The following is a 23,242-nucleotide window of genomic DNA, read 5'->3' on the forward strand; positions in this document are numbered from 1 at the left end:
GTGAGAACATAGGGTCACGATGGCCGAAAAGAATATAGCCCCCAGTACTGCGCGTTCCAGCGCGGTCATGGCTGCGGGGACACTGGTATCCCGAGTCCTGGGACTGGTCCGCACTGCCCTGCTGGCAATCGCCATTGGCAATACCGGGCTGGTCACCGACATCTTCAGTTCAGCGAACGTGCTGCCGAACTTCATCTACCTGATGGTGGCCGGCGGTGTGTTCAACGCGGTGCTGGTTCCGCAGATCATCAGGGCCAGCAAACGCCCGGACCGCGGATCCGAGTACGTATCCCGGATACTCACGCTCTGCCTGCTGGTGCTGGGCTGCATTGCCGCCCTCGCCACGCTGGCGGCGCCATTGATCCTTCCCCTGGTCACGGCGCTGAACCCGGCCCAGCTGCCGCTGGCCACCACCTTCGCCTACTGGCTCTTCCCGCAGATCTTCTTCTACGGCGCCTACGCCGTCATCGGACAGATCCTCAATGCCAACGGCCGGTTCGGCGCCTATATGTGGGCTCCCGTCGTAAACAACATTGTTGCCATCGCCGGACTGCTCATCTTCATTACCTTCATCGGCCGCGAAGAGACCTCCTCTTTCTCCCCGGAAACCTGGACCAGCCAGGCAACCATCCTGCTGGCCGGAAGCACCACCCTGGGCATCGTGCTGCAGGCCGTAGTACTGCTGATCCCGCTGCGCCGGCTCCGGCTCGGGCTGCGTCCGTCCTTCGGCCTGCGCGGGGTGGGGCTGCGCCAGACCGGCAAGGTGGCCAAGTGGACCATCCTCACCATGCTGATCGGCAACGGCGCCTATCTGGTCTACACCAAGGTGGCGACCATCGCCTCCTCCGCCCGGCCTGAATACCAGGCCATGGGACAGGAGATTGCCGGGCACCTGAACCTCGAGACGGCCTCAATGCTGTACATCATTCCGCATTCGGTCATCACCCTTTCGCTGGCGACGGTGCTGTTCAACACCATGTCCCATGCCTACGCGGAGAAGGACTACGACGGCGTCCGGGCCACCCTTTCGCAGGGCCTGCGGGCCATCGGTGTGGCCACCGTTTTCTGCTCCGCGGTGCTGATAGTCCTCGCCGGGCCCATCAGCATCTGGTTCAGCGGCGGCTCGAATGTTTCGGCAACACTGCAGGCACAGGTCCTCGTCCTCCTGGCCTGCACTGCCCCCTTCCTCAGTGCGACGTTCCTGATGAACCGTGCGTTCTACGCCAATGAGGATGCAAAAACCCCGCTGATCATGCAGGTCATCCTCTCGGCGTTCGGTGTGGCCCTCGCGCTGGCCGCTGCCAGCCTGCCCGCGGACACGATCATCTTCGCCCTCGCCGTGGCGTACTCGCTGGGCAATATTGCCGCCGTCGTCGTCAGCCACATCTTCCTCACCCGCCGCCTGGGCAACTATGGTGCGGCCCGGGTCTTTGATGTCCACGTCCGGCTGGTCGTCGCCGCCCTCGGTGCCGCCGCCGTCGGATCGGCGGCGCTGCGGATGATGGGCGGTTATGCTGTGGACGGTTTCGCGTGGCAGTCACTGGGCGCGGCCACTGTGGTCATGCTGGTCTGCGGGGTGCTGATGGCCGGAACGTACTACCTGATGCTGCGCTGGCTGAAGGTCACCGAACTGGATGCTTTCCTCAAACCGGTCCTTGCCAAAATCCGGCGGACTGCCTAAAGTGCCGACGCCGGCATTCGGCGCGGACGCGGGTAGCATGGGAACAAAGCAGGCAGTTCAGGGCTGCGGCAGACTGCCGCGTACCGTGTCCGTGAACGAACATCCATATACGCAGTTGTCAGCTCGACTGACGCAGTCTTATTGCCGTTTTCATGGGAGGAACACGTGCCACAGTCGGTAGACGTCGGTTCAGTGCTGGGCGGACGGTACAAAGTGACCGCGCAGGTGCTGGCCTCAGCGGAGCAGGACCTCGTACTCGATGGTGTGGACCAGGTCCTCAACCGTTCCGTCAGCATCCTTGTGGCTGCCCCCGTTAACGCCAGCCAGGTCTCGGCCAGCGCCCGTGAAATTGCCACGGGTGAGCGCCACGGCAATGTCCAGGTCCTGGATCTCGGTGTCAGTGACGGCCGCACGTACCTCGTCACCAACAACGCCAACGCCGCTGATCTGCTGGACCTGGTCATCGAGCGCAACGAAGCCCCCTATGTTGAACCGTTCTTTACCGACACCCTGGGCTCGGAAATCTTTGGCATGCCCCGCTCCCGCGAACCGGAAACGGTCGAGGATGACCGTTATGTGGAGGAAAAGGCACCCCGTAAACCCCTGATCAGCGGCGGGCACATGCCCAAGCTGCCCCGCTTCGGCCGCAGCGGCGCAGCGGGGGGCGCTCTCGGGGGTGCCGAATCCGCTGCCGCCCAGCGTGACCTCGAATTCGGCGAAGCCGAAGACGCACCTGCCGAGGCAGCCACCGGCGGCGCAAATGTTCCCCCTCCCCCCACCAGCCGGCCGGGCGCTTACACGGCGCGCACACCGAAGGTCACCAAGTGGGAGGACGAGGAACCCGTAGAGGCTCCGGCCGCTGCGCCCGGCGTCCGTTCCGCCTCGAACTTCCCGAAGTCCGCCCTGGCCGCGGGCAACTACGACTCCGATTATGAGTACGGTTCAACCGACACCGACGACGGCGATACCGGCTATGCGGACGACGACGGCGACGGCAGCGAGGACCGGAAGGACAACCGCAAGTCCGGCCGCGTGCTGATCGGCGCCATCCTGAGCCTGGTCCTGGTGCTGGCCGTGGTCCTGGCCGTCAGCCAGCTCGGAAAAATGGGTGAGCTCTTCAGCTCCACTCCGGAAGCCGGATCCGCCACCACCGCACCTCCTTCCGAGGCACCTGCCCCGGCGGAAAGCGAGGCAGCGCCCGCCGCTGCCCCGGAGATCGCCGGCATCACCCGGCTGGTCCCCGGCAATGAGCTGCTGGACTCGGCCAATGACGGTGCCCTGCCCCAGATCGTTGACGGCAACCCGTCCTCCTACTGGTCCAGCTACGTCTACGCCAGCGATACCTTCGGCGGGCTCGCCCCGAGCCTGGCACTGGTAGTGGATCTGGGCACTGAATCCGCGGTGAACGAGGTGAAGATCACCCAGCTCAACGGCACCGGCGGAAGCTTCTCGGTGATGCTTAATGACACACCGGACCTCGAAGGTGCGCGGACGGTAGCCCAGACGGGCTTCACCGGTCCCACCACCAGCATCCCGGTGCCTGAAGCTGACGGAACCGCCGCCACGGCGCGCTACGTCATCGTCAACTTCACTCAGCTGCCCCGGCTCAACGGCGTCCAGGCCGCCTACCCCTGGGGCCTGCGGATCGCCGAAATCGGCGTGTCCTGACCCACATGGCCAAACCTGCTCTCCGGCAGTCCGGGAGCAGGGCCTGAGCATGTCCCCGGCACCACTGCCGGAATAAGCTGGACCCGGCAGTGGTTGTGCCGGGTGATCCATATGGAGCGGTCCCGCAAGGGACCCCGTCCGCAAAGTTCAACAAGGAAGAGGTTCACCGCCCAGTGAGCACCGCAAACTCCGTCGCCACTGACGGCTCTGCTGCCGGCAACGTCCGGGACGTCATCATTGTCGGTTCCGGACCCTCCGGTTACACCGCTGCCATCTACACGGCCCGCGCCAACCTCAAACCGCTGGTGATCGCGGGTTCGGTGACCGCCGGTGGCGAGCTGATGAACACCACGGATGTGGAGAACTTCCCCGGTTTCCCCGAGGGCATCATGGGCCCGGACCTGATGGCCAATTTCGAGAAGCAGGCAGCCCGCTTCGGTACGGAAATCCTCTTTGAAGACGTCACGAATGTTGAGCTTGAGGGGGATATCAAGCGGGTAACCATCGGTACCGGTGAGACCTTCGAGGCGCGCGCCGTCATCATCTCCACCGGCTCCGCGTACCGCGAACTGGGCCTGGCTGATGAGAAGCGGCTCTCCGGCCGCGGCGTCAGCTGGTGTGCCACCTGCGACGGCTTCTTCTTCAAGGGACAGGACATCGCCGTAATCGGCGGCGGCGACTCAGCCCTCGAAGAAGCCCTCTTCCTCACCAAGTTCGCTGCGTCGGTGACCGTGGTGCACCGCCGTGACAGCCTGCGTGCCTCCAAGATCATGCAGGACCGTGCCCTGGCGCACGAAAAGATCCGGTTCGCCTGGGATTCGGAAGTGGCCGCCATCCACGGCGAGGACAAGGTCACCGGCCTGACCCTGCGGAGCACCAAGGACGGCACGGAGTCCGAACTGAACGTCACCGGCGTGTTCGTGGCCATCGGCAACGATCCCCGCGTGGACCTCGTCCGCGGCCAGCTTGAACTCACCGAAGAGGGCACCATTGCCGTCCTCGGCCGCACGTCCAAGACCTCGCTGCCGGGCGTCTTCGCCGCCGGCGACGTCATCGATCCCACGTACCGTCAGGCCATCACCGCCTCCGGCTCCGGCTGCGTGGCCGCCGTCGACGTCGAACACTACCTTGCCGACCTCGGCGACTCCGTGCCCACGGCTGCGGAGGTTCCCACCCCGCCGGCCGAGGCCGTTTCCGAACACGCAGCCCTTTAGTCCCGTTCCTCGTAAGGAGAGCAAAATGAGCAGTGCAAAAGCAGTAACCGACGCTTCTTTCGGTACCGACGTCCTGCAGGCGGACAAGCCGGTCATCGTGGACTTCTGGGCCGAATGGTGCGGTCCGTGCCGCATGCTGTCCCCCATCCTCGATGACATTGCCGCCCAGTACAGCGAGAAGGTGGATGTGGTGAAGGTGAACGTGGATGACAATCCCGCCATCGCCGCCCAGTACGGCATCACCTCCATTCCCGCCGTTTACGTCTTCCAGGGCGGTGAAGTGGCTGCAACGTCCATCGGCGCGAAGCCCAAGCAGGTCCTGGAGCAGGAATTCGCGGCCTTCCTGAAGTAAAGACCAAGAACCATGCACGGCGATAGCCTGCGGAGGCTGGATGCCAGCCGGCGCGTAGTGACGCTTCGTGAAGCGTTGCTGCGCGCCGGCGTCACCCTGTCCTATCTGGCACCGGATTCCGTTAACGACCCCACGATTTTCGATGACCACGTGGATGCCGCCGTCCGAGCCTTCCAACAGAGCCGCGGCCTCATTGTGGACGGCGTAGCGGGCCCGGACACCCAGCGGGCGCTGCAGGAAGCACAGTTCAAGTTCGGGGACCGTACCCTGAGCCACATTGAGGGTTCCCCGCTGCGGGGCGACGACGTCGCTGAGCTGCAGCGCCACCTTTCGCACCTGGGGTTCTACTACGGGCATATCGACGGCAGTTTCGGTGTACGCACCCGCTATGCCGTTGCCGAACTGCAGCACAACCTGGGCCTGCCCGGCAGCGGCGTCTGCGACGGCGACACCATGACCGCCATGTCCCGGGTCAACCGGGCCATTTCGCCCAGCCAGGCGTTTGCCCTGCGCGACTACGAGCGGCTCGACCGCTCCACCGCTGCCCTGCGCGGCCGGCTCATATCCGTGAACATTGGCCGCTCCGCGCTGGCCTCCCCGCACACCGCCGAACGCCTCAGCGGGGAACCGCTTACCGAGCAGCTCGTCACCACTGACATAGCCGGCCGGGTGGGACGCATTCTCAGGGAGTTCGGCGCCCGGCTGGTTCCACCCGTGTCCGAAGTGGCATCCGACTCCCCCGGAGCCCGGTCAGGTGTGCCCAGCCTTAACCTGGATATCCACTGCGACTGGCTGGACCAGCAGCCCGCCTCCGGCATTGCCGCCTACTACTGGGGCCTGCCGGGCACGGGCGAGGCTCGCTCCCCCATCGGGCACCGCGCCGCCGTACTGCTGATGAAGGAACTTAGCGCCCGCACCGACATGGACAGCCTCGGGGTCCATGCGCGGACCTGGGACACCCTGAAGGTCCCCGGTGTTCCGTCCGTGGGACTGGATCTGGGCTACCTGAGCAACGCGCACGACGCCGAGCGCCTCGCCGATCCGGTGTTCCGGCAGACGGTGGCCGATTCCATTGTCATTGGTATCCAGCGGCTGTACCTGCTGGAGGAAGAGGACCAGCCCACGGGCACCCTGGCCCTCGATGACGTGCTCAAGTTCAACCCCATGGAAGACGCCGATTCCCGGCGGGTTTCCGGCCTCTGATCCCTCTCCTCGCGTTTCAGCCGGCTGCAGGCGCGCACTCCTAGGCAGAGACCGCTATCTGCCTCAGCGCATCGACTACCTGCCGGACAGCCGTCCGGTGGAGGGCCTCGGGCCTGCAGAGGATGTCCACGTGCCTGGCCAGGGGCAGGTCATGGATCGGTTTGAGCACCACACCGCTTCCTTGCCGCGGGGATGCCGTGTGGCGGGGCATCAGCGCAATGGCGGAACCCGCCGCCACGATTGCGGCCGCGATGAAGAATTCATTGATCCGGTGCGTGATGTTGAGCGGTTGCCGCGCGTGAACGGCAATAGCCTCCAACGCCGGCATGAGGGGAAATCCGTCCTGGACTGACACCCAGTCCTCATCGGCCAGGTCACTGACACTGACGCTCGGTGCCCCGGCAAGCCGGTGACTGTCCGCCATGGCGACATCCAGGGGTTCCCGCAGAAGCGGAAGGACACTGATCGATTCGGGCCAGGGACTGGTGTGCTCGAGGCGGTGCGCGACCACCAGATCGAAGTCGGCAGCCAGGGCCGGGAAGCTTTCCTGCCCCACGTCGCGGTCATGGCAGATCAGCCGCGGGCTTCCTTCTGCGGACAGGGCGTGGAGCAGGGGGCCGAAGAAGGTAAGGCCGGCACTGTTGAAGGCGGAGATCCGGACCGTCCCACGGGGGTTCTGCAGGTAACCCGCTACTGCCTGTTCGGCGGTGCTCATCGCAATACTGATGTCCACGGCCGCACGCGCCAGTGCCTCACCGGCCTCGGTGAGGACGAGGTTGCGTCCCCTGCGTTCGGTCAGGGGAACCTCCGCGCGACGCTGCAACGCGCTGAGCTGCTGGGAGACGGCCGACGCGGAGACATGGGACGCGCGGGCGACGGCGGCGAGGCTGCCCCGCTCGCCCAGCTCGCGGAGAAGTTCCAGCTGATGAAGATCCATAAGCAAAGGCTAAACCTATCTTTCAGAAGTTGCCCTCTAGTCTTACGAATCGGTCTCCCCCAGACTCGAAGGGTGCCTTTCTCACCAGGAATTTCAGCGATCAAAACGCCCGGCGGACAACAACGCCGGGTTGCCTCGCTTTTTGCTGACCGCAAGGTGGACCTGTTGCTGCTCCTGGTCGCCATCGTGTGGGGCAGCAGCTATCTGGCTGCCAAAAACCTCACCGGCACCGTGGGGGTCAGTGTCATCCTGTCGCTGCGTTTCCTGATCACGTCCCTGGCGCTGTCGATGATCTGGCTAATCTGGCAGCGCCGCCGGACGACGCGCCGCGAACTTATTGTCGGCGTCGTACTGGGTTTGACCCAGGCAGCAGTGCTCATCCTTGAGACGCACGGGATTGCCGGCACCAGCGCTACGAACGCCGGGCTGATCATCAGCCTCGTCATCGTTTTCACTCCGGTTACCGAGAGCATTGCCTTCCGGGTGAAGCTGCCCCGCACGGTATTCGTCGCCGGCATTGTCGCAGTCACAGGGGTGTGCCTGCTCGTCTCCGGCAACGGCTTTGTGGCGCCCGGCCCCGGGGACATGCTCATGCTCGCTGCCGCCGCCGTACGCTCCATCCACGTCACCGCCGTCTCCGCCCTGACCAGGGGCCGCGGGTACAGTGCGCTGAATCTGACAGTGGTTCAAAGTGCCGTCTGCGCCGTGCTCTACACGCTCGCGGATTACCGGGGCGTGCTCCGGGCCGTGCAGGGCTTCGACCTACGTGAATGGGGCGGGGTGCTCTACCTCGGCCTGGCATGCAGCGTTTTCGCGTTTCTGGTCCAGACGTGGGCCATCCAACAGACGTCAGGCTCCCGGGCCAGCCTCCTTATGGGAACCGAGCCCATTTGGGCTGTCCTCATTGGAATCACCATCGGACAGGAAACCCTCGCTGTGCCGGGCTTCATCGGGGCCGCGCTCATCATCATCGGCACGTACATCGGTCTGAGGGCGGAAGCACGGCACCGTTCCTTGCACCCCCCTGTATCCGGCGGGATACCTGAAGCAGCAGCACCGCAGGCCACCGGCAGCGGGGCTCTGCCGGATACCCTCTCTGTGCAGCCAGCGCCGCAGAGGGGTCCCTGAGCGTGCTGCTAACCGGAGATCTGCCCTGCCCAGGCCGGCCAGGACCCGGCATCCGCGTCCGGATCGATCCCCTGCAGGCGAACCAGGCAAACGTTGCCGGGCGGCCGGGTTGTGGCCCACAGGCTGTAGGACCGGCCGCGGGCCGTGGAACGTATCCATTCGAGCACCTCATACAGGTCAGCCCCTGAAAGCTCCCACTCTTCCTTAGCCCGGCTGCCTGGCCAGCAATACACCCGGTAGGACGGAGCATCCTTTTGCATGGTTTGGTCCCTCGGGTCAATCAGTTCTGGTCGTATCCACCGAGGGTACTCCGGGCGCCATAGCGTGCGGCTCTGTGAGGATCATGGTGAGGAGGTCGTCCAGAGTTCCGTGGCACTTTTCCACTTCAGCGAGGTGGTAGAACGTACTGGTGGTCCCGGGGTTCCAGATGCTTTTGGTCGGGGAATGCAGAATGATCCTGCTGCGCTGCGCGATCGCAATGCCAAGCTCAACATGTGTGCCCTTCCCGCCTGGAAGGAGGATTACAACGATGTCCGCACCTATTACTGCATCTCTTTCATGCTCACCGATGGAGCGCAGATCGCCAGGGCTGACTGTGCCCCCATCGCGCTCGGTCGCGTTCCGGGTCCAGTCATAGGTATTGACGTAACCTTGGCTTTCCAAGGCCTGGGCCACGTACCGGACGTTGACGATATTGCTGATGGCCGACGCAACATAGAATTTCTTCACTCCTCGTTCCTCCTTTTGTGCACTGCGTTCATTGTTCCCCACCGGGCCCCGGATGCGGGGTACTGTTCAGCCATGAGTGCACCTGTGGCCAGTGGTTACCCTGTCCCATCCCCTTCCGTGATCATCGGGTTGATGGAGCGGATGGTGAGTGAGCGGTGGCCTTCAGGATTGGAGCATTTGGCCGGTTACTTCGCCCGGCTCGGCTGCGTTCTAGGTCCGTCACGGGAACCGGACGAAGACTGCCCGCCAGGTGTGGCCCGAGGAGAGTTTTTCGTGCCAGGTGTGGCAGTAACCAACGCTTCCTGGTCCGCGTTGAATTCTGATCTCTTTACCCTCACCCTGTTTGCCTATGCGGATTCCCCGCCCGGGAATGTCGATGCCGGCTATGACGCGATTCGGACGGGCCTTGTTGATGTGTTCGGTCCGGCTCTCGATGAGCGTACTGACCCACACGGCAATCGGTCTGCCGTCTGGCTGGTTCAGGAAGCCGTTGTCGAGTTGTATGCACACCTAAATCTGGCTCCGGCTGTGCAGGCCGCGGTTTCCCACGAGGGACGTACGGCAGATTTCCAGCGGCTCATCGCGCAACGGCCCGGGCACCCCGGGCACCCCGGGTATTGAGTGGGGCCGTTCAACGCCGGTCGGTGCCCGGGCGCCGAGATAGATTCCCCGGGCAACGGAATGCGCGATGTAGATCGCCAACAGAATTACGGCCGGGGTGGGTCCAGTTCTCCTCGGCGCGGAGAGCAGCGGAGCCGCTCCGGCGGAAGACAGCCGATTCAAGACCCGGTTCCCATTCTTTCGTGGGAGGCCGGACGACCGGCGTCGGACGCTTCGGTACGGTGGAACGTCTACGCAGTGTCAGCAGTCAGCGATCACGCAGTGGGACTCACTGGGTCCTTTCAACCCCGGCGACAGCGAGGGGCAGTGTGATAACTCCAGCGGCATTGTCGCCGTTGCCCGCTCCGCCCACATCCGCGCACATCCGCGCACATTCCTGCGTAATGACGGATTCGGTGTAGCCGCAGCTGCCGCATGGGAAGTGCAGCACCGATGGCTTGATGCCTGAACGGCGGAGGTCTTCGGCGTTGGCAGGTAGCTTGCTTGCTGCGAGCTCTAATGCTGCATGGTCGCAGTCGTGACCGGGCCGTTACCTGCAGCGTCAGCGCCTGAAGAAGTTTCCCGACAGCGGAGCCCATGCGTACCACCCCTTCCCCCGCTGCCGGTCGGCCTGGGCTTGGTTACCCTCGTCCTCCTGTGCCTGCAGTGCGATCACTAAGGCATTGAACCTGGCAACCGCATCAGCGTTGCGCGCAGGCCCGGATGAGCGGAATACGCCGGCAGGCGCCCCGCCCTTTTCGTACGTGGTGAACTCGATCTGGTAATCCTCGCCGAGCTCGTCCGCCAAACACCTTGCCAGCTGTACGCCGTTAGTAGTGAACCGTTTGGCTGCTTCTGCAGACACCCACTGCTTGTCCGGGGTCAACGACCGGTAGTAGGACTCTTCCCATGACCGGAGAGCACGGATGAGTCCCGACGTCAGTCCGGAGGCCTCGTAGTCCACGGGGCCGCTCATCCAAAGCACCGTTCCTGCATAGTCCGGAAACAGTCGCACAGTCACCGGTTGGCCAGAATCCGTGGCTGTCATGACAGAAGCGTACTGCCACAGCCACACATTTGGTGCAGTGACCGGACCTGATGCTCCGAGAAGTCCTACCGGATTGCAGGCTTACATTTCCGGCACACGCGGCGGGGATGAGCTCTCTGCCTGCAACGTTCCCCAAGAGGTGAGAGTGATAGTCCGTCTGTACCGAGCATGAAGCAAACGCAAGACCGGTTGCAGTCATTTGCGTCGCCTGTCGATAGGCACGCTGTGGAGCAGTATTTCCGATAGGAGCGTTTGCTCGATCATCGGTTGCCCTCGCACGCAAGGGCAACCGGGCCGCGAATGGCGACCTGCGGCCGCGGCTACTCTCCAGATATACTCGGGCTGTGACACGCCAATACTCCGCTTGGCAGGAGTCGTGGCATGTCGTTTCACGTGAAACCAGCCCCATCGGCGGTCCACTGCCTTGGCCTCGCCCGAATGCGTCGCCCGTGCGGGTAGAGAGAAGTGGAAGCACCGGTAGGACCCATATGCCAGGCTGGCCCCCAGGCCGGATGAGCTGGAACCGCGGCATCGCAATTCCGCAGACTACATCCTCTATACCCCTCTACACACTGGCCCGCGGGCGGCTTTAGCCTAGCCCCAGATGCAGGCTCTCAGGTCCGTTTCGAGAGATTGTTCCACGTGAAACAGGTGCCACATTCACCGGACGACTCCCTCCCCTTTGTCCTTAAAGCAGGCCCCAGACAATCCACAAACACCACATTTTGGAACCGCGAACAACCATGGCACTCCCGCTCCAGGGTTGCACCCGCGCACGAGCGGTCCCGATTCTCTACCCGGCAGTCCGGCGTATCCGTGAATACCTCGAAACACCCTCGGTATGAAGGTACGAACTATGGAGAGCGGACCGTGGGGACCGGTAGGGGCTCACGGCAATCAATACGGGCAAACCGTGGTTGTTTTGAGCGTTCCACGGAGGGGTTCTGCATCACCGGATCGCCGGTAGCTTTGCCCGCGGCCGCTGCGTAACCGTCCGAACCTCCAGCTGCGACGTGCGCGCTCGTGCCGGCACCTGAACAACTAACAGACGCCGTATCCCGACTTTCGATCATCGCGCGTGGATGCTCCTTGGCTGTTTCACGTGGAACAACATGCTTCTGCGCGGCCGCGTGAGCCCGACTTCTACGACCTCAGTGCTCTGGCGGACCAGTGCTACCGAGCGCAGCCGGTCGGGGTACGGCTTTCAAGGTGGGCTGGAACCACCTTGCGTGGCGCACACGTTCCTGACATACGTCCCTGGCCCACGTCCCTGACGTACGGCCCTGGCGCGCACCCCTGCCGGGCGATCACCGGAACGGCAGAGTAGATAGAACTTGCCAGACTGACAGGCCGCCGCCCAGCTCCGGGTATTGGTAAGGCCGTCGTCACAAATGCACGCGAGAGTTCGACAAATGTCGCTCTACCTATTTGGGTATCGCATGCGTTACCGAGAACGATAGGCAGTAGCGGCAAGCCGAACCCCATGATGGATGAACGTCCTCACTGTTAGCGGCGATTGAGGCTACTCCTGACTCGCAAGTGTCTTCTGCACAGGCTGTAGTTTCACGTGAAACCATATCTGCCTAGCTCATGTCCAGTGCATATCTATAGAGCGACCTTCAGCTGGCGCGTCGCCTAAATCGAATAATCAACACACATCCGCACTGGACCGACTCGCCGGGACCCTTAGGTATGTCGGGCAAGATCACTCAACAGCGGACCAGGACGGGTTCTTAATTTCCGAGTCCGTGGCTGCTATTACTGACAGATCGGCGTGTTTCGACTCTGCGAACCAGAGGTGAGGCCTTTGTGTCGGCTGGCCAGTCCTGACATAGCTCATCCCAGCAGGGATCAGAGTGCCTTTAGGTTCCTGAGGAGCGCAGACAGATCACCATTTAAGTCCGGCCCCTACGAGGGTTTCACGTGAAACGTGTCTGCGGCGGTACCTGCGGTACCGCCGCTGAGCGGCGAATCCGGAATATCGTGCCTGCCGGTTTTGTACCGAGTCGAATCGGAGAACCCGACCTGCCAGCTACCGAATCAACCAGTACCGACGGCAAGCCCCCTTCAAGCTGCCTGCTCTGCCACATGCCCAAAACGTAATGGCCACTGTTTCACGTGAAACGGTGGCCATTACGATACGCGAACCAGCGGAAGCTACGAATTCGGGGGCGTCAGTACTCCCATAATGCGATTGAGATCGTCAACACTGGCGAATTCAATGCTGACCTTGCCCTTCCGGGCGCCGAGCGTGATCTTTACGTTCGTGTCGAGCCGGTCTGAAAGCGAGGTGGCAAGGTAGTCCAGGCGTTCGTGGCGGGCACCCAGCTTCGGCTTCGCATTCTTTGCTGGCTTCTTTAATCCATCTGCGAGCGACACTATCTCCTCAGTCGCACGGACAGACAACCCCTCGGCGACGATCCGCTGAGCCAGTTTCTCCATCTCAGCAGGATCGCCGAGCCCAAGCAGCGCACGGGCGTGACCTGCGGAGAGCACACCTGCCGCGAGTCGCCGCTGCACCAGCGGAGGAAGCTTCATCAACCGCAGAGTGTTGGTTACCTGCGGCCTGGACCTGCCGATGCGGTCCGCAAGCTCTTCGTGGGAGCATTCAAAGTCGTCCAGCAACTGCTGATAGGCGGCCGCCTCTTCGAGAGGATTCAGCTGGCTGCGGTGCAGGTTCTCCAGGAGTGCGTCGCGCAGAAGATCAACGTCCTGCGTGGAACGGATGATTGCCGGAACAAACTCCAATCCCGCCTCTCGGGTGGCACGCCACCGGCGCTCACCCATAACCAGTTCGTAGGGGTGATCCGGGTCGCCTTCAGCAGACGGACGCACCACAATCGGCTGGAGAACGCCAATTTCACGAATGGAATGCACCAGCTCGGCCATGTCGTCTTCATCAAAGACAGACCTGGGCTGCTTGCGGTTCGGATGAATGGAATCAATAGGAAGTTCCGCGAACGTGGCGCCGGGGACCTGCACCAAACCTTCGGGCAACTGGGCTGATTCGGCAAGGCCGGTAGATGTTTCACGGGAAACATCACTGCTTGCCGGCTCCAGACCCGAGTCAGCCGGGTCGGCCGTGCCGGCCGCCCGCCTTACCGGCTGCTTGGCGGACCTATCAGCCTTTGCAGTGGACTTATTTGCAGTTGCCGCACTCTTTGTACTACCGGAGCCCTCCCGGGCCTCTGCGGGCCGCGTAGCGGCCTTCCGCGTCGACTTGCCAGGGGTGGAACCCACAGCCTTGGCGTTCCCGGACGCGGTGTCGGGAGTCTCCTCAGATACTGCCTCCGCCGCTGACTTGGCCACCGAACCGCGTGTAGTGGTTCGCTTCGAAGGTCCGCGAAGTGCCTCTTTGTTAATCCCGGCACCGCGCCGGGGCCCCGCACCCCCGACCTGGTTACGGGAATCATCCGCGGCCGCAAAAAACAGATCCACGGGTCGTCCACTGCCCGAGGGGGACAGCCCGGTATTCGATGATTCTTCGGGCTCCGCGCTGCTAGGAATCAAAGCTCCCAGACCGCGGCCTAAACCACGACGCTTTTCGGCCATGGGTAAGTCCTTCCCTTATGCACACTACAAGCGGCACGGATTGATTGTGAGAGTATTCTAAGCCGCGGTTGGACGTTGTCCGGTGAACCGGGCCGGGGTGTCTCTAGGCGCGCTGGGCGATTTCGGCTGCGGCTTCGAGGTAGGACAGCGCACCGCTGGACGACGGGTCGTAAGTCATCACGGTCTGCTGATAGCTGGGGGCTTCCGAGATCCGCACGGAGCGCGGAACCACGGCGCCGAGTACCTGCTCCGGGAAATGCTCACGGACTTCCGCCGCCACCTGGGCCGCGAGGTTCGTCCTGCCGTCGTACATGGTCAGCAGGATCGTGGAAACAACCAGATCGGCGTTGAGGTGCTTCTGGATCATTTCAATGTTCTTCAGCAGCTGGCTAAGGCCTTCCAATGCGTAGTACTCGCACTGGATAGGGATCAGCACCTCGCGGGCGGCAACAAATGCGTTGACGGTCAGCAGTCCGAGGCTGGGCGGGCAGTCAATGAAGATGTAGTCCAGCCGCTCAAGGCCCTGCTTTTCCCGCTCTGCGGCGTACACATCGATGGCCCGGCGGAGGCGCTGTTCGCGGGCCACCAGTGAAACCAACTCGATTTCGGCACCAGCCAGGTGAATGGTGGCCGGTGCACAAATGAGGTTATTGATGTCCGGGCAGGGCGCAACGACATTCGCCAGGGGGAGGTCGTTGATCAGAACATCGTAGATGCTCTCCACGTCGGCACGGTGGTCGATGCCGAGTGCGGTTGATGCGTTGCCCTGCGGATCGATATCGATCACCAGCACATTCTGGCCGGCCGTCGCCAGGGCGGCGGCAAGGTTCACCGTGGTTGTGGTTTTACCCACGCCGCCCTTCTGGTTGCTGACGGTCATGATCCTGGTCTGGGCAGGGCGCGGCAGTACCCGTCCGCGCAGTTTTTCCCGGCGCCTGCTTTCGCTGGCCAGTTCACGTGCCAGCGGGGTGCTCTCGTCCATCAAGTCCATAACGTCTACCGACGATGACACCGCCAGGGCGTCTTCCTCGGATACACCACCTTCGATAGCTTGGGGCGCCGGCACGAGTTCGGCACTGCTTTCAGTTTGGGCGGGCTGTCGCGGTTCGGGTGTTTCGGTTTCACGTGAAACAACAACAGCCGGTACTTCCTGCTCGACAACCTCAGGAGCGGGTATTTCCTGTTCGCTGACCGCCGGGCTGGATCCGGTGGAAACCGGAACATCCTGCTTAGCAATCACCTGGGGTTGCTTCCTGCCAAATGAGAAGGCCGAACCGAGTGCGGCGAAAGGGGGAATTCGTTTTGCGGCAGAATCGCGCACACTCACCGGGTCTTGCTCACTTTCCAACATAAAGCGTTAAGGCATTAGTCCATCTAGACTATCTGCTCCCCGCCCAATAGCAGGGATCAGCACCGGTGTGTGCAAAGACCCGCGCGCGGGCAGGTCAGCCTACTGTGATGCGCACCACAGTAGTGGGTTCTTCCAGCAGATCGCTGCCGGCCGTAACGACGGCGGTTTCCCGGCCGCCCAGCTTCCGGATGGCCTTGGCTGCCTTCTGCACTTCCTCTTCCGCGCTGCGGCCCTTTATCGCCAGGACCTGTCCCTTGCCGTGCAGCAGAGGGATGGTGAGCCCGGCCAGCCCGCCCAGTGCGGAGACAGCACGTGCGGTGGCAACGTCCACATCGACGTCGTCCACTACCTGCTCCGCCCTTCCCCGCAGGATACGTACGTTATCCAAGCCGAGATCTTCCACCACTTCGTTCAGCCAGATCACCCGGCGTTCCAGGGGCTCGATCAGGGTCATGGAGATGACGGGACGTGCAATCGCCAAACATAGGCCCGGCAGCCCGGCGCCGCTGCCGACGTCGGCAACTGTGGCACCCGCCGGAATCAGTTCAGCCACCACTGCACAGTTGAGCACATGCCGGCTCCAAAGCCGCGGCACCTCCCGGGGACCAAGCAATCCGCGTTCCATGCCCGAGGTAGCCAGGTGCTCTACGTACCGCTCGGCTAGCTCCAGGCGGTCGCCGAAAATCTTCCGGGCGGCGTCCTGTTCGGCGGGTGTTGATTCGACCACTGGCTCTGGTATTCCTTGTCTGCGCTGCTGGGTGATTGTCTAGGATGCAGGCAGGGAAACCACGATGTGGCGGCTTGCGCCTTCACCTTCGGATTCACTGACCAGGCCGAGCTCGGCCACTGCGTCGTGGACGATCTTGCGTTCGTAGGCGCTCATGGGCGCCAGCGAGATTTCCTCCCCGGAGTCCTTGGCACGCCGGGCGGCATCTTCAGCGATGGACTGAAGCTGCTCTCCGCGTTCCACACGGTATCCGGTGATGTCCAGCACCAGGCGGGACCGGTTTTCGGTGGCCGTGAGTACAGACAACCGCGTCAGTTCCTGCAGTGCTTCGAGCACTTCTCCGTCACGGCCTACCAGGGCCTGGAGGGCGGTGTCGCCTTCTTCCTCGGAGACCACGGAAATGTACGTCCGGCCGTTGCGGACCTCTATGTCGATATCGCCGTCGATATCAGCAATGTCCAGCAGTTCCTCGAGGTAGTCAGCGGCAACATCGCCCTCTTCCTCCAGCCGGCCCGGGCGCTCCCGGCCTGCTTCTACCGCGTCTTCGACAGCCACTGCAGGCTCATCCACGTGCTCCGGGGTCATCTCTTTTTCCTGTTCTTCCGCTGGGGCTGAACGCGCTGGCCTTTGGCTGCCGCCGGAACCTCGACGGGGACTTCGCCCTTCTTCTCTCCGAGCAGGGGAACCATCGGAAGGCCCTTGCGCGCACGGCGCTCGGCCATGGCCTTGGCGGCGGGGGAACCCGGCGTCGGCATGCGGCGGATGACGAAGAACTGCTGGCCCATGGTCCACAGGTTGGTGGTGGTCCAGTAGATCAGAACACCAATGGGGAAGTTGATGCCACCTACGCCGAAGACGATCGGCAGTACGTACAGCATCATCTTCTGCTGCTTCATGAAGGGGCTGGCGAGGGCCTCTTCGGACATGTTCTTGGACATGATCTGCTTCTGCGTAATGAACTGCGAAGCGGTCATGGCCAGAATCATCACGATGGAGAGGATGACAACGGCAACCTGTCCGTCACCGCCGCCGCCGTGCAGCAGCGAGGAGGAAAGCGGTGCGCCGAGGATGGTGGCCTCGTCGAACTGCTGGATGGCCTGAGAAGACAGGGCGCCAATGTGTTCGCCGTTGTCGCTGGCCTTGGAAACACCGTTCAGCACCTGGAACAGGGCAAAGAAAAACGGCATCTGGATCAGCATGGGCAGGCAGGCCGCAAACGGGTTGGTGCCGTGCTTCTTGTACAGCGCCATCTGCTCCTGCGTCATGGCCTGACGGGAGAGCTGATCGGTCTTGCCCTTGTACTTCTGCTGCAGCTTCTTCAGGTCCGGCTGCAGCGACTGCATGCCTCGCTGAGCCTTGATCTGCTTGACGAAGACGGGGATCAGCGCCGCGCGGATCACAATCACCAGGCCGATGATGGACAACGTCCACGTCCAGCCGGATGCTTCATCCATCCCGAGGAATACAAACCCCTCGTGGAAGATCCACATGATCCATGACACTACCCACTTAAAGGGGAACAGTATCGTCTCGAAGAAACCCATTTACTCTCCTCAGGCCGCCGAGCGGCTGTCTTCGTCGGCTGGAATCACGGGGTGATTCAGCACAATGATCCTCGGGACCTTCTTCGTGTCCCAAATCCGGTGTCCCTCAGGTACATGGTCCACGCCGCCGCTGTTCCAGGGATGGCAGCGGATCAGCCGTCGGAAAGCCAGCCAGGAACCCTTAACGGCTCCATGCACGGTGACTGCTTCGAGGGCATAGGCGGAACATGAGGGAAAGAATCGGCAGACCGGGCCGTAGAGCGGCGACACAAGCCTGCGGTAGGTGATGAGGAGGCCAATCAGGACCGTCCGTGGAAGATTCCACAGAAAACGGGCAACGGCGATCAAGGCCCTCAACGGATACGATCCGGAGTCCCTCATCGCTGGCTCATCCTCCCTGCCTGGCATGTTTCTGCGAAAGTTTGGCGGTACAGGTACTCAAGGCACTGCGGTAGTCAGCGCTCAGCTCAGCCCACGACGCCGAAGCCGACGGAGGCAGAGCCCGCACCACTATGTCCAGTCCCGTTGGGTTCAGAGCAAGGCTCTGCGCTGCCGCTTCCCTCAGTCTTCTCTTAACGAGGTTGCGTGTCACCGCGTTCCCAACGGATTTGGCCACGATAAAGCCAAAGCGGGTCGGCTGATCGCCGGTTTCCACTGCGTATAGCACTACGTTCCGGCGCCCACTTCGGGCACCGGAACGTACAGTACGAGAAAAGTCCGCCGATACCCTTACCCGATTCCTCACGGCCAGCATTTAGACCACCTGGAATCCGGGCTAGAGCTGCTTAGTGGCAGCATCGACAAACTTTGAGGTTATTTAGGCCGACAGTTCGGTACGGCCCTTGCCACGGCGTGCGGAAAGGATGGCACGGCCGGCACGGGTACGCATGCGAAGGCGGAAGCCGTGCTTCTTGGCACGACGGCGGTTATTCGGCTGAAAAGTCCGCTTGCTCACGGTAGTTACTCCAAGACAATCTTGAGTCGCGCCGGCACTTGTTGCGACAAGGGGGAAGAACAAGCGGCGCTTTTTTCATGTGTCTGTCTGTACTCGCCCGGACCTGGACCCTGATTTCCAGAACCCCTGCAGGGCATGTGTGAGTACAGATAGCAGACACAAAGGACTACTCAACGTTAGGTGACACCCGGGCACCAGTCAAACCGGCGGTCCACCGGCTGTGCACGCGTATTTTTCAACACCTGTGGACAACTGCTGTGGGTATCCTGCCGCACAGTCGCCTGTGAGAGAGCCGACAGCCCCTTGATCCGGCGGATTTCCAGCTACCACGACGGTAAATCATCCTTTAGGCTTGGCGACGGGTACTTTATCCACCAACTGTGTATAACTCTGTGGATGAAGTGCCATGGGTCCCCGCCGGGATCCCTGGTTTTCTTAGACAGCCGCGAGGCGTCATGAGAGGTTTTTGTGGGTACGGACGAAATCAACGATGTTGGCAGCTCCTGGCGCAAGGTCATTCGGACCCTGGAGACGGATGACCGGGTCACCCCGCGACAGCGTGGATTCGTTGTGCTTGCCCAGGCCCAGGGCCTGATTGGGACCACCCTGCTGGTAGCTGTTCCCAATGAGCTCACCCGGGAAGTACTGCAGACCCAGCTGAAGAACATCCTTGACGAAGTACTGCGCGGGGTCTTCCAGGCGGACATCCAGTGTGCCTTCGTTATTGACGCCGATCTCACACCGGTCGCGGAACCGGAGCCCGAACCGGAAGAACAGCCCGCCGCTCCGAGCCCCGTGCCGTCCGGGGAAAGCGCGCCGTCGCCCACTCCGCCCAGCACGAGCCAGGAATTCGGCCGGCTGAACCCCAAGTACATCTTTGAGACGTTCGTCATCGGTTCCTCCAACCGCTTCGCCCACGCCGCGGCCGTAGCCGTGGCCGAAGCTCCGGCCAAGGCCTACAACCCGCTGTTTATCTACGGTGACTCAGGGCTGGGCAAGACCCACCTGCTACATGCCATCGGCCACTATGCCCGGCACCTCTACACCGGTATCCGGGTCCGGTACGTCAATTCGGAGGAGTTCACCAACGACTTCATCAACTCCATCCGGTATGACGAAGGCGCCAGTTTCAAGCAGCTCTACCGCAACGTGGACATCCTGCTCATTGATGACATCCAGTTCCTGGCCAACAAAGATGCCACCCAGGAAGAGTTCTTCCACACCTTCAACGCACTGCACAACCACAACAAGCAGGTGGTTATCACCTCCGACCTTCCGCCCAAGCAGCTCTCCGGGTTTGAGGAACGGATGCGGTCCCGGTTCGAATGGGGCCTGCTGACCGATGTGCAGCCGCCGGAACTGGAAACCCGCATCGCCATCCTGCGGAAAAAGGCCATTGGGGACAGCCTCAGCGCGCCGGACGACGTACTTGAGTACATAGCCTCGAAAATTTCCACCAACATCCGCGAACTCGAGGGTGCCCTGATCCGCGTGACGGCGTTCGCCAGCCTGAACCGCCAGCAGGTGGACGTCGGACTTGCCGAGATTGTGCTTAAGGACCTGATTACCGACGACGGCGCGCAGGAGATCACTGCCGCGTCGATCCTGGGACAGACGGCTGCCTACTTCCAGATCAGCCTGGAAGAGCTTTGCAGCAAGTCGCGGACGCGCACCCTGGTGACCGCACGCCAGATCGCCATGTACCTGTGCCGGGAGCTGACGGATATGTCGCTTCCGAAAATCGGGCAGGAGCTGGGCGGGCGCGACCACACCACGGTTATCCACGCCGACCGGAAGATCCGCGAACTGATGGCTGAGCGCCGCGCCATCTACAACCAGGTCACGGAGCTGACCAACCGCATCAAGCAGCAGCAGCGCGAGGCCTGAACCACGGGGAAGGAGAGCCCCGCAGGGGCTCAAAATTAACATTTGTGGACAAGGGTGTGGATAACTCGGTGGACAACCCGTGGTTACCCACACTTCCCTGTGGATACGCGGAATCCCAAAAAAGTTTCCAACAGCCCCGCGGACAGCCCGTGCGGCGGATCCACAGGTTATCAACAGGCTTAAACAGCCGGGACGCGGCGCTGAGGCAGGTTATCCACAGTATCCACAGGAGTTATTAACACTACGGATCTTAAGAAATTCGGTTCCACCAAATAACAACTAAGCTCAAGCACCCCTCGGACCAACCGACACGCACACCAAAAAACGCCTGGACGGGACAGACCCCTTTGTTCCGCAGGTCCACCTGCTGCAGGTAGAGGAACTCCGGTGCGGTCCGGCACCGGACCGGGCTAAGCTGTCACAGAGTATGGTTGTCATTCGCATGCACCTCGGTACGGCTCTTACCCGCCGCACCGCATCGCGGATGCTGCCCCAAGTACCACCCACCACAGCTCAAGATGAGCTGGAGACACATTCAGTTGTACTGAGAAGTACGTTGCGAAAGGCGGCACCCTTCAGTGAAGTTCAGAGTTGAGCGGGATGTCCTGGCTGAGGCCGTTACGTGGACAGCACGTTCCCTGTCCCCGCGTCCGCCGGTTCCGGTCCTTTCGGGGCTGCTGATCAAGGCTGAAAACGGTTCACTGAGCCTTGCAAGCTTCGACTACGAAATCTCAGCGCGTCTGCAGATCCCTGCGGATGTGGCCGAAGAAGGCACCATCCTGGTGTCCGGGCGCCTGCTCGCCGAAATCTGCCGCAGCCTTCCCTCCGCTCCCGTTGAGGTGGAAACCGACGGTGCAAAGGTGACGCTGACCTGCCGCAACAGCCGGTTCAATTTGGCTACCATGCCTGAGGCCGAGTACCCCGAACTGCCGGCGCTGCCTGATGTCAGCGGCGTAGTCGACGGCGATGCGTTCGCACAGGCTGTCTCCCAGGTGATCATCGCTGCCAGCCGCGATGACACCCTGCCGATCCTCACCGGCGTCCGGATGGAAATCGAAGACGATCTGATTACCTTCCTGGCCACTGACCGATACCGGCTGGCACTTCGCGAACTGGCCTGGAAACCCACCACACCGGGCATTTCCACCAGTGCCTTGGTCAAGGCAAAAACCCTGAACGAGGTAGCCAAGACCCTTGGCGGTGCAGGCGACCTGAACATTGCCCTCTCCGAAGACAGCGAGCTGATCGGCTTCGAAAGCGGGGGCCGGCGGACAACGTCTCTGCTGGTGGACGGTGACTACCCGAAGATCCGTTCCCTTTTCCCGGAGAACACACCCATCCACGCAACGGTGGAAACCCATGCCCTGGTGGAAGCTGTCCGCCGTGTTTCCCTCGTAGCCGAACGCAATACGCCGGTACGGCTGGCCTTTACCGACGGTCAGCTCACCCTTGATGCGGGTACCGGTGAAGACGCCCAGGCTTCGGAAGCCCTGGAAGCAGCACTGGTGGGCGACGACATCACCGTGGCCTTCAACCCGCACTACCTGAGCGAGGGTCTGGGTGCGTTCCCGAGCAAATACGTTCGTTTTTCCTTCACGACACCTCCCAAGCCGGCGGTCATTTCGGCGCAGGAAGAACTCACTGGTGATGACCAGGCTGACTACCGTTACCTGCTGATGCCGGTGCGCCTGCCAAACCAGTAGTCCGCCGCGGCGCATAACCGCAGTCCCGGGAGCCAAACAGAGAGAAGCTGACATGCATATCGGCCTCATTGGACTCGGGAAAATGGGCTTCGGCATGCGCGAGAGATTGCGACGTAACAATGTCGACGTAACAGGATTTGACAGGGACCCGGTCCATAGTGACGTTTCCTCGCTCACGGAACTGGTGGATGAGCTCCCTGTCCCGCGGATTGTCTGGGTGATGGTTCCGGCCGGGGATTCGACCGCCGGCACCATCACCGCGTTATCCGAGGTCCTGAGCCCGGGGGACCTGGTGATTGACGGGGGCAACTCCAGATTCACCGACGACAGCGAGAGCGCCCGGATACTTGGAAACCGGGGCATACGCTTCCTTGACTGCGGCGTCTCCGGAGGCATTCGGGGCCGGGACGAGGGCTATGCGCTGATGGTGGGCGGTGCTGCCGATGATGTACAGCGGGCAATGCCGCTCTTTGACGCGCTGCGGCCGGACGGCGAACGCGGGGACAGCTTTGTCCACGCCGGGAAAACCGGTGCCGGGCACTACGCCAAAATGGTTCATAACGGGATCGAATACGGTCTGATGCAGTCCTACGCCGAGGGATACGAACTCCTGGCAGGACAGGATGTGGTTGATGATGTTCCCGGGATCCTGGCCGCCTGGCAGCACGGCACCGTAGTGAGGTCCTGGCTGCTGGAACTTGCCGTCCAGGCCCTGAAGGAGGATCCGGATCTGGCCGGCGTCGGCGGACACATTGAGGATTCGGGGGAGGGCCGCTGGGCGGTGGAGGAAGCCGTTGCCCGCGGCATTCCCGCACCGGCCATAACGGCCGCCCTCTATGCACGGTTTGCCTCCCGCCAGCAGGACGCGCCGGCCCTTCGCATGGTCGCCGCGCTGCGCCGCCAGTTCGGCGGACATGAGGTGCGCCGCCCGGAGCACGGCGGGCCGGACGCGGGATAAGCAGT

At 62.4% G+C, this 23,242-nt stretch carries 21 protein-coding genes; 10 read left to right on the forward strand and 11 right to left on the reverse strand.

Going from position 1 to position 23,242, the window contains the following annotated elements; translation table 11 throughout:
- The first annotated feature begins 19 nt into the window (after nt 1-19).
- The 5 genes from murJ (at nt 20) to AC5RVB_RS02200 (ending at nt 6,118) form a co-directional block, all read left to right on the forward strand.
- Nucleotides 20-1,681, forward strand: a complete 1,662-nt coding sequence (murJ, locus tag AC5RVB_RS02180; protein WP_227903105.1) for a murein biosynthesis integral membrane protein MurJ — start codon at nt 20-22, stop codon at nt 1,679-1,681.
- 165 nt (nt 1,682-1,846) lie between these two features.
- Nucleotides 1,847-3,349: an ABC transporter substrate-binding protein gene (locus tag AC5RVB_RS02185; RefSeq protein ID WP_227903106.1), complete on the forward strand. Its 1,503-nt coding sequence runs from the start codon at nt 1,847-1,849 to the stop codon at nt 3,347-3,349.
- Nucleotides 3,350-3,522: 173 nt separating this feature from the next.
- The gene (gene trxB, locus AC5RVB_RS02190) at nt 3,523-4,563 is read left to right on the forward strand and encodes a thioredoxin-disulfide reductase (RefSeq protein WP_227903107.1); all 1,041 of its coding nucleotides are present in this window, start codon (nt 3,523-3,525) and stop codon (nt 4,561-4,563) included.
- A gap of 25 nt (nt 4,564-4,588) precedes the next feature.
- Complete coding sequence (gene trxA / locus AC5RVB_RS02195; protein ID WP_227903108.1) at nt 4,589-4,915, forward strand: thioredoxin; 327 nt, start codon at nt 4,589-4,591, stop codon at nt 4,913-4,915.
- Between the two features lie 12 nt (nt 4,916-4,927).
- On the forward strand, nt 4,928-6,118 hold the full coding sequence (locus AC5RVB_RS02200; protein ID WP_227928134.1) for a peptidoglycan-binding protein: 1,191 nt from the start codon (nt 4,928-4,930) through the stop codon (nt 6,116-6,118).
- Between the two features lie 40 nt (nt 6,119-6,158).
- Here the strand turns inward: AC5RVB_RS02200 and AC5RVB_RS02205 are convergent, their stop codons facing one another.
- Nucleotides 6,159-7,055: a LysR family transcriptional regulator gene (locus AC5RVB_RS02205; RefSeq protein ID WP_494141840.1), complete on the reverse strand. Its 897-nt coding sequence runs from the start codon at nt 7,053-7,055 to the stop codon at nt 6,159-6,161.
- A 72-nt stretch (nt 7,056-7,127) separates the two neighbouring features.
- On the opposite strand from AC5RVB_RS02205, the gene AC5RVB_RS02210 reads away from it, so the two are divergent.
- Nucleotides 7,128-8,183, forward strand: a complete 1,056-nt coding sequence (locus tag AC5RVB_RS02210) for a DMT family transporter (RefSeq protein ID WP_494141841.1) — start codon at nt 7,128-7,130, stop codon at nt 8,181-8,183.
- Between the two features lie 8 nt (nt 8,184-8,191).
- Here the strand turns inward: AC5RVB_RS02210 and AC5RVB_RS02215 are convergent, their stop codons facing one another.
- A complete protein-coding gene (locus tag AC5RVB_RS02215) occupies nt 8,192-8,443 on the reverse strand; it encodes a hypothetical protein (RefSeq protein ID WP_494141842.1) in 252 nt (83 codons plus the stop codon).
- Nucleotides 8,444-8,552: 109 nt separating this feature from the next.
- Between AC5RVB_RS02215 and AC5RVB_RS02220 the strand changes: the two genes are divergently transcribed.
- Complete coding sequence (locus tag AC5RVB_RS02220) at nt 8,553-9,533, forward strand: hypothetical protein (protein ID WP_494141843.1); 981 nt, start codon at nt 8,553-8,555, stop codon at nt 9,531-9,533.
- A gap of 541 nt (nt 9,534-10,074) precedes the next feature.
- Here AC5RVB_RS02220 and AC5RVB_RS02225 read toward each other — a convergent pair.
- The 9 genes from AC5RVB_RS02225 to rpmH form a co-directional block, all read right to left on the reverse strand.
- Entirely contained in the window at nt 10,075-10,560 is a 486-nt protein-coding gene (locus AC5RVB_RS02225; protein ID WP_494141844.1) for an immunity protein CdiI family protein, read from the reverse strand.
- Between the two features lie 2,157 nt (nt 10,561-12,717).
- Nucleotides 12,718-13,869 (reverse strand): ParB/RepB/Spo0J family partition protein, encoded by a 1,152-nt coding sequence (locus AC5RVB_RS02230; RefSeq protein ID WP_494141845.1) that lies wholly within the window; start codon nt 13,867-13,869, stop codon nt 12,718-12,720.
- 346 nt (nt 13,870-14,215) lie between these two features.
- The gene (locus AC5RVB_RS02235) at nt 14,216-15,160 is read right to left on the reverse strand and encodes a ParA family protein (RefSeq protein WP_227903255.1); all 945 of its coding nucleotides are present in this window, start codon (nt 15,158-15,160) and stop codon (nt 14,216-14,218) included.
- Between the two features lie 397 nt (nt 15,161-15,557).
- Complete coding sequence (rsmG, locus tag AC5RVB_RS02240; protein ID WP_494141846.1) at nt 15,558-16,190, reverse strand: 16S rRNA (guanine(527)-N(7))-methyltransferase RsmG; 633 nt, start codon at nt 16,188-16,190, stop codon at nt 15,558-15,560.
- 39 nt (nt 16,191-16,229) lie between these two features.
- Nucleotides 16,230-16,775: a Jag family protein gene (locus AC5RVB_RS02245; protein WP_227903117.1), complete on the reverse strand. Its 546-nt coding sequence runs from the start codon at nt 16,773-16,775 to the stop codon at nt 16,230-16,232.
- Nucleotides 16,772-17,734, reverse strand: coding sequence for a membrane protein insertase YidC (yidC, locus tag AC5RVB_RS02250; protein ID WP_227903118.1), 963 nt, complete (start codon nt 17,732-17,734; stop codon nt 16,772-16,774). The genes AC5RVB_RS02245 and yidC overlap by 4 nt, the downstream gene beginning before the upstream one ends.
- Before the next feature lie 9 nt (nt 17,735-17,743).
- On the reverse strand, nt 17,744-18,115 hold the full coding sequence (yidD, locus tag AC5RVB_RS02255) for a membrane protein insertion efficiency factor YidD (protein ID WP_227903119.1): 372 nt from the start codon (nt 18,113-18,115) through the stop codon (nt 17,744-17,746).
- A 7-nt stretch (nt 18,116-18,122) separates the two neighbouring features.
- The gene (gene rnpA / locus AC5RVB_RS02260) at nt 18,123-18,488 is read right to left on the reverse strand and encodes a ribonuclease P protein component (protein ID WP_227903120.1); all 366 of its coding nucleotides are present in this window, start codon (nt 18,486-18,488) and stop codon (nt 18,123-18,125) included.
- Nucleotides 18,489-18,551: 63 nt separating this feature from the next.
- Nucleotides 18,552-18,689 carry a 50S ribosomal protein L34 gene (rpmH, locus tag AC5RVB_RS02265; RefSeq protein WP_022892375.1) on the reverse strand — a complete coding sequence of 46 codons (138 nt, stop codon included), beginning with the start codon at nt 18,687-18,689 and terminating at the stop codon, nt 18,552-18,554.
- 468 nt (nt 18,690-19,157) lie between these two features.
- Between rpmH and dnaA the strand changes: the two genes are divergently transcribed.
- From dnaA to gnd, 3 genes are all read left to right on the forward strand, one after another.
- Nucleotides 19,158-20,576 carry a chromosomal replication initiator protein DnaA gene (gene dnaA / locus AC5RVB_RS02270; RefSeq protein ID WP_227903121.1) on the forward strand — a complete coding sequence of 473 codons (1,419 nt, stop codon included), beginning with the start codon at nt 19,158-19,160 and terminating at the stop codon, nt 20,574-20,576.
- Between the two features lie 578 nt (nt 20,577-21,154).
- Nucleotides 21,155-22,279, forward strand: coding sequence for a DNA polymerase III subunit beta (gene dnaN / locus AC5RVB_RS02275; protein WP_227903122.1), 1,125 nt, complete (start codon nt 21,155-21,157; stop codon nt 22,277-22,279).
- A gap of 52 nt (nt 22,280-22,331) precedes the next feature.
- Entirely contained in the window at nt 22,332-23,237 is a 906-nt protein-coding gene (gnd, locus tag AC5RVB_RS02280) for a phosphogluconate dehydrogenase (NAD(+)-dependent, decarboxylating) (protein WP_494141847.1), read from the forward strand.
- The last annotated feature ends 5 nt before the right edge of the window (nt 23,238-23,242 follow it).

The sequence above is a fragment of the Arthrobacter sp. Y3225209 genome, from assembly GCF_059090685.1.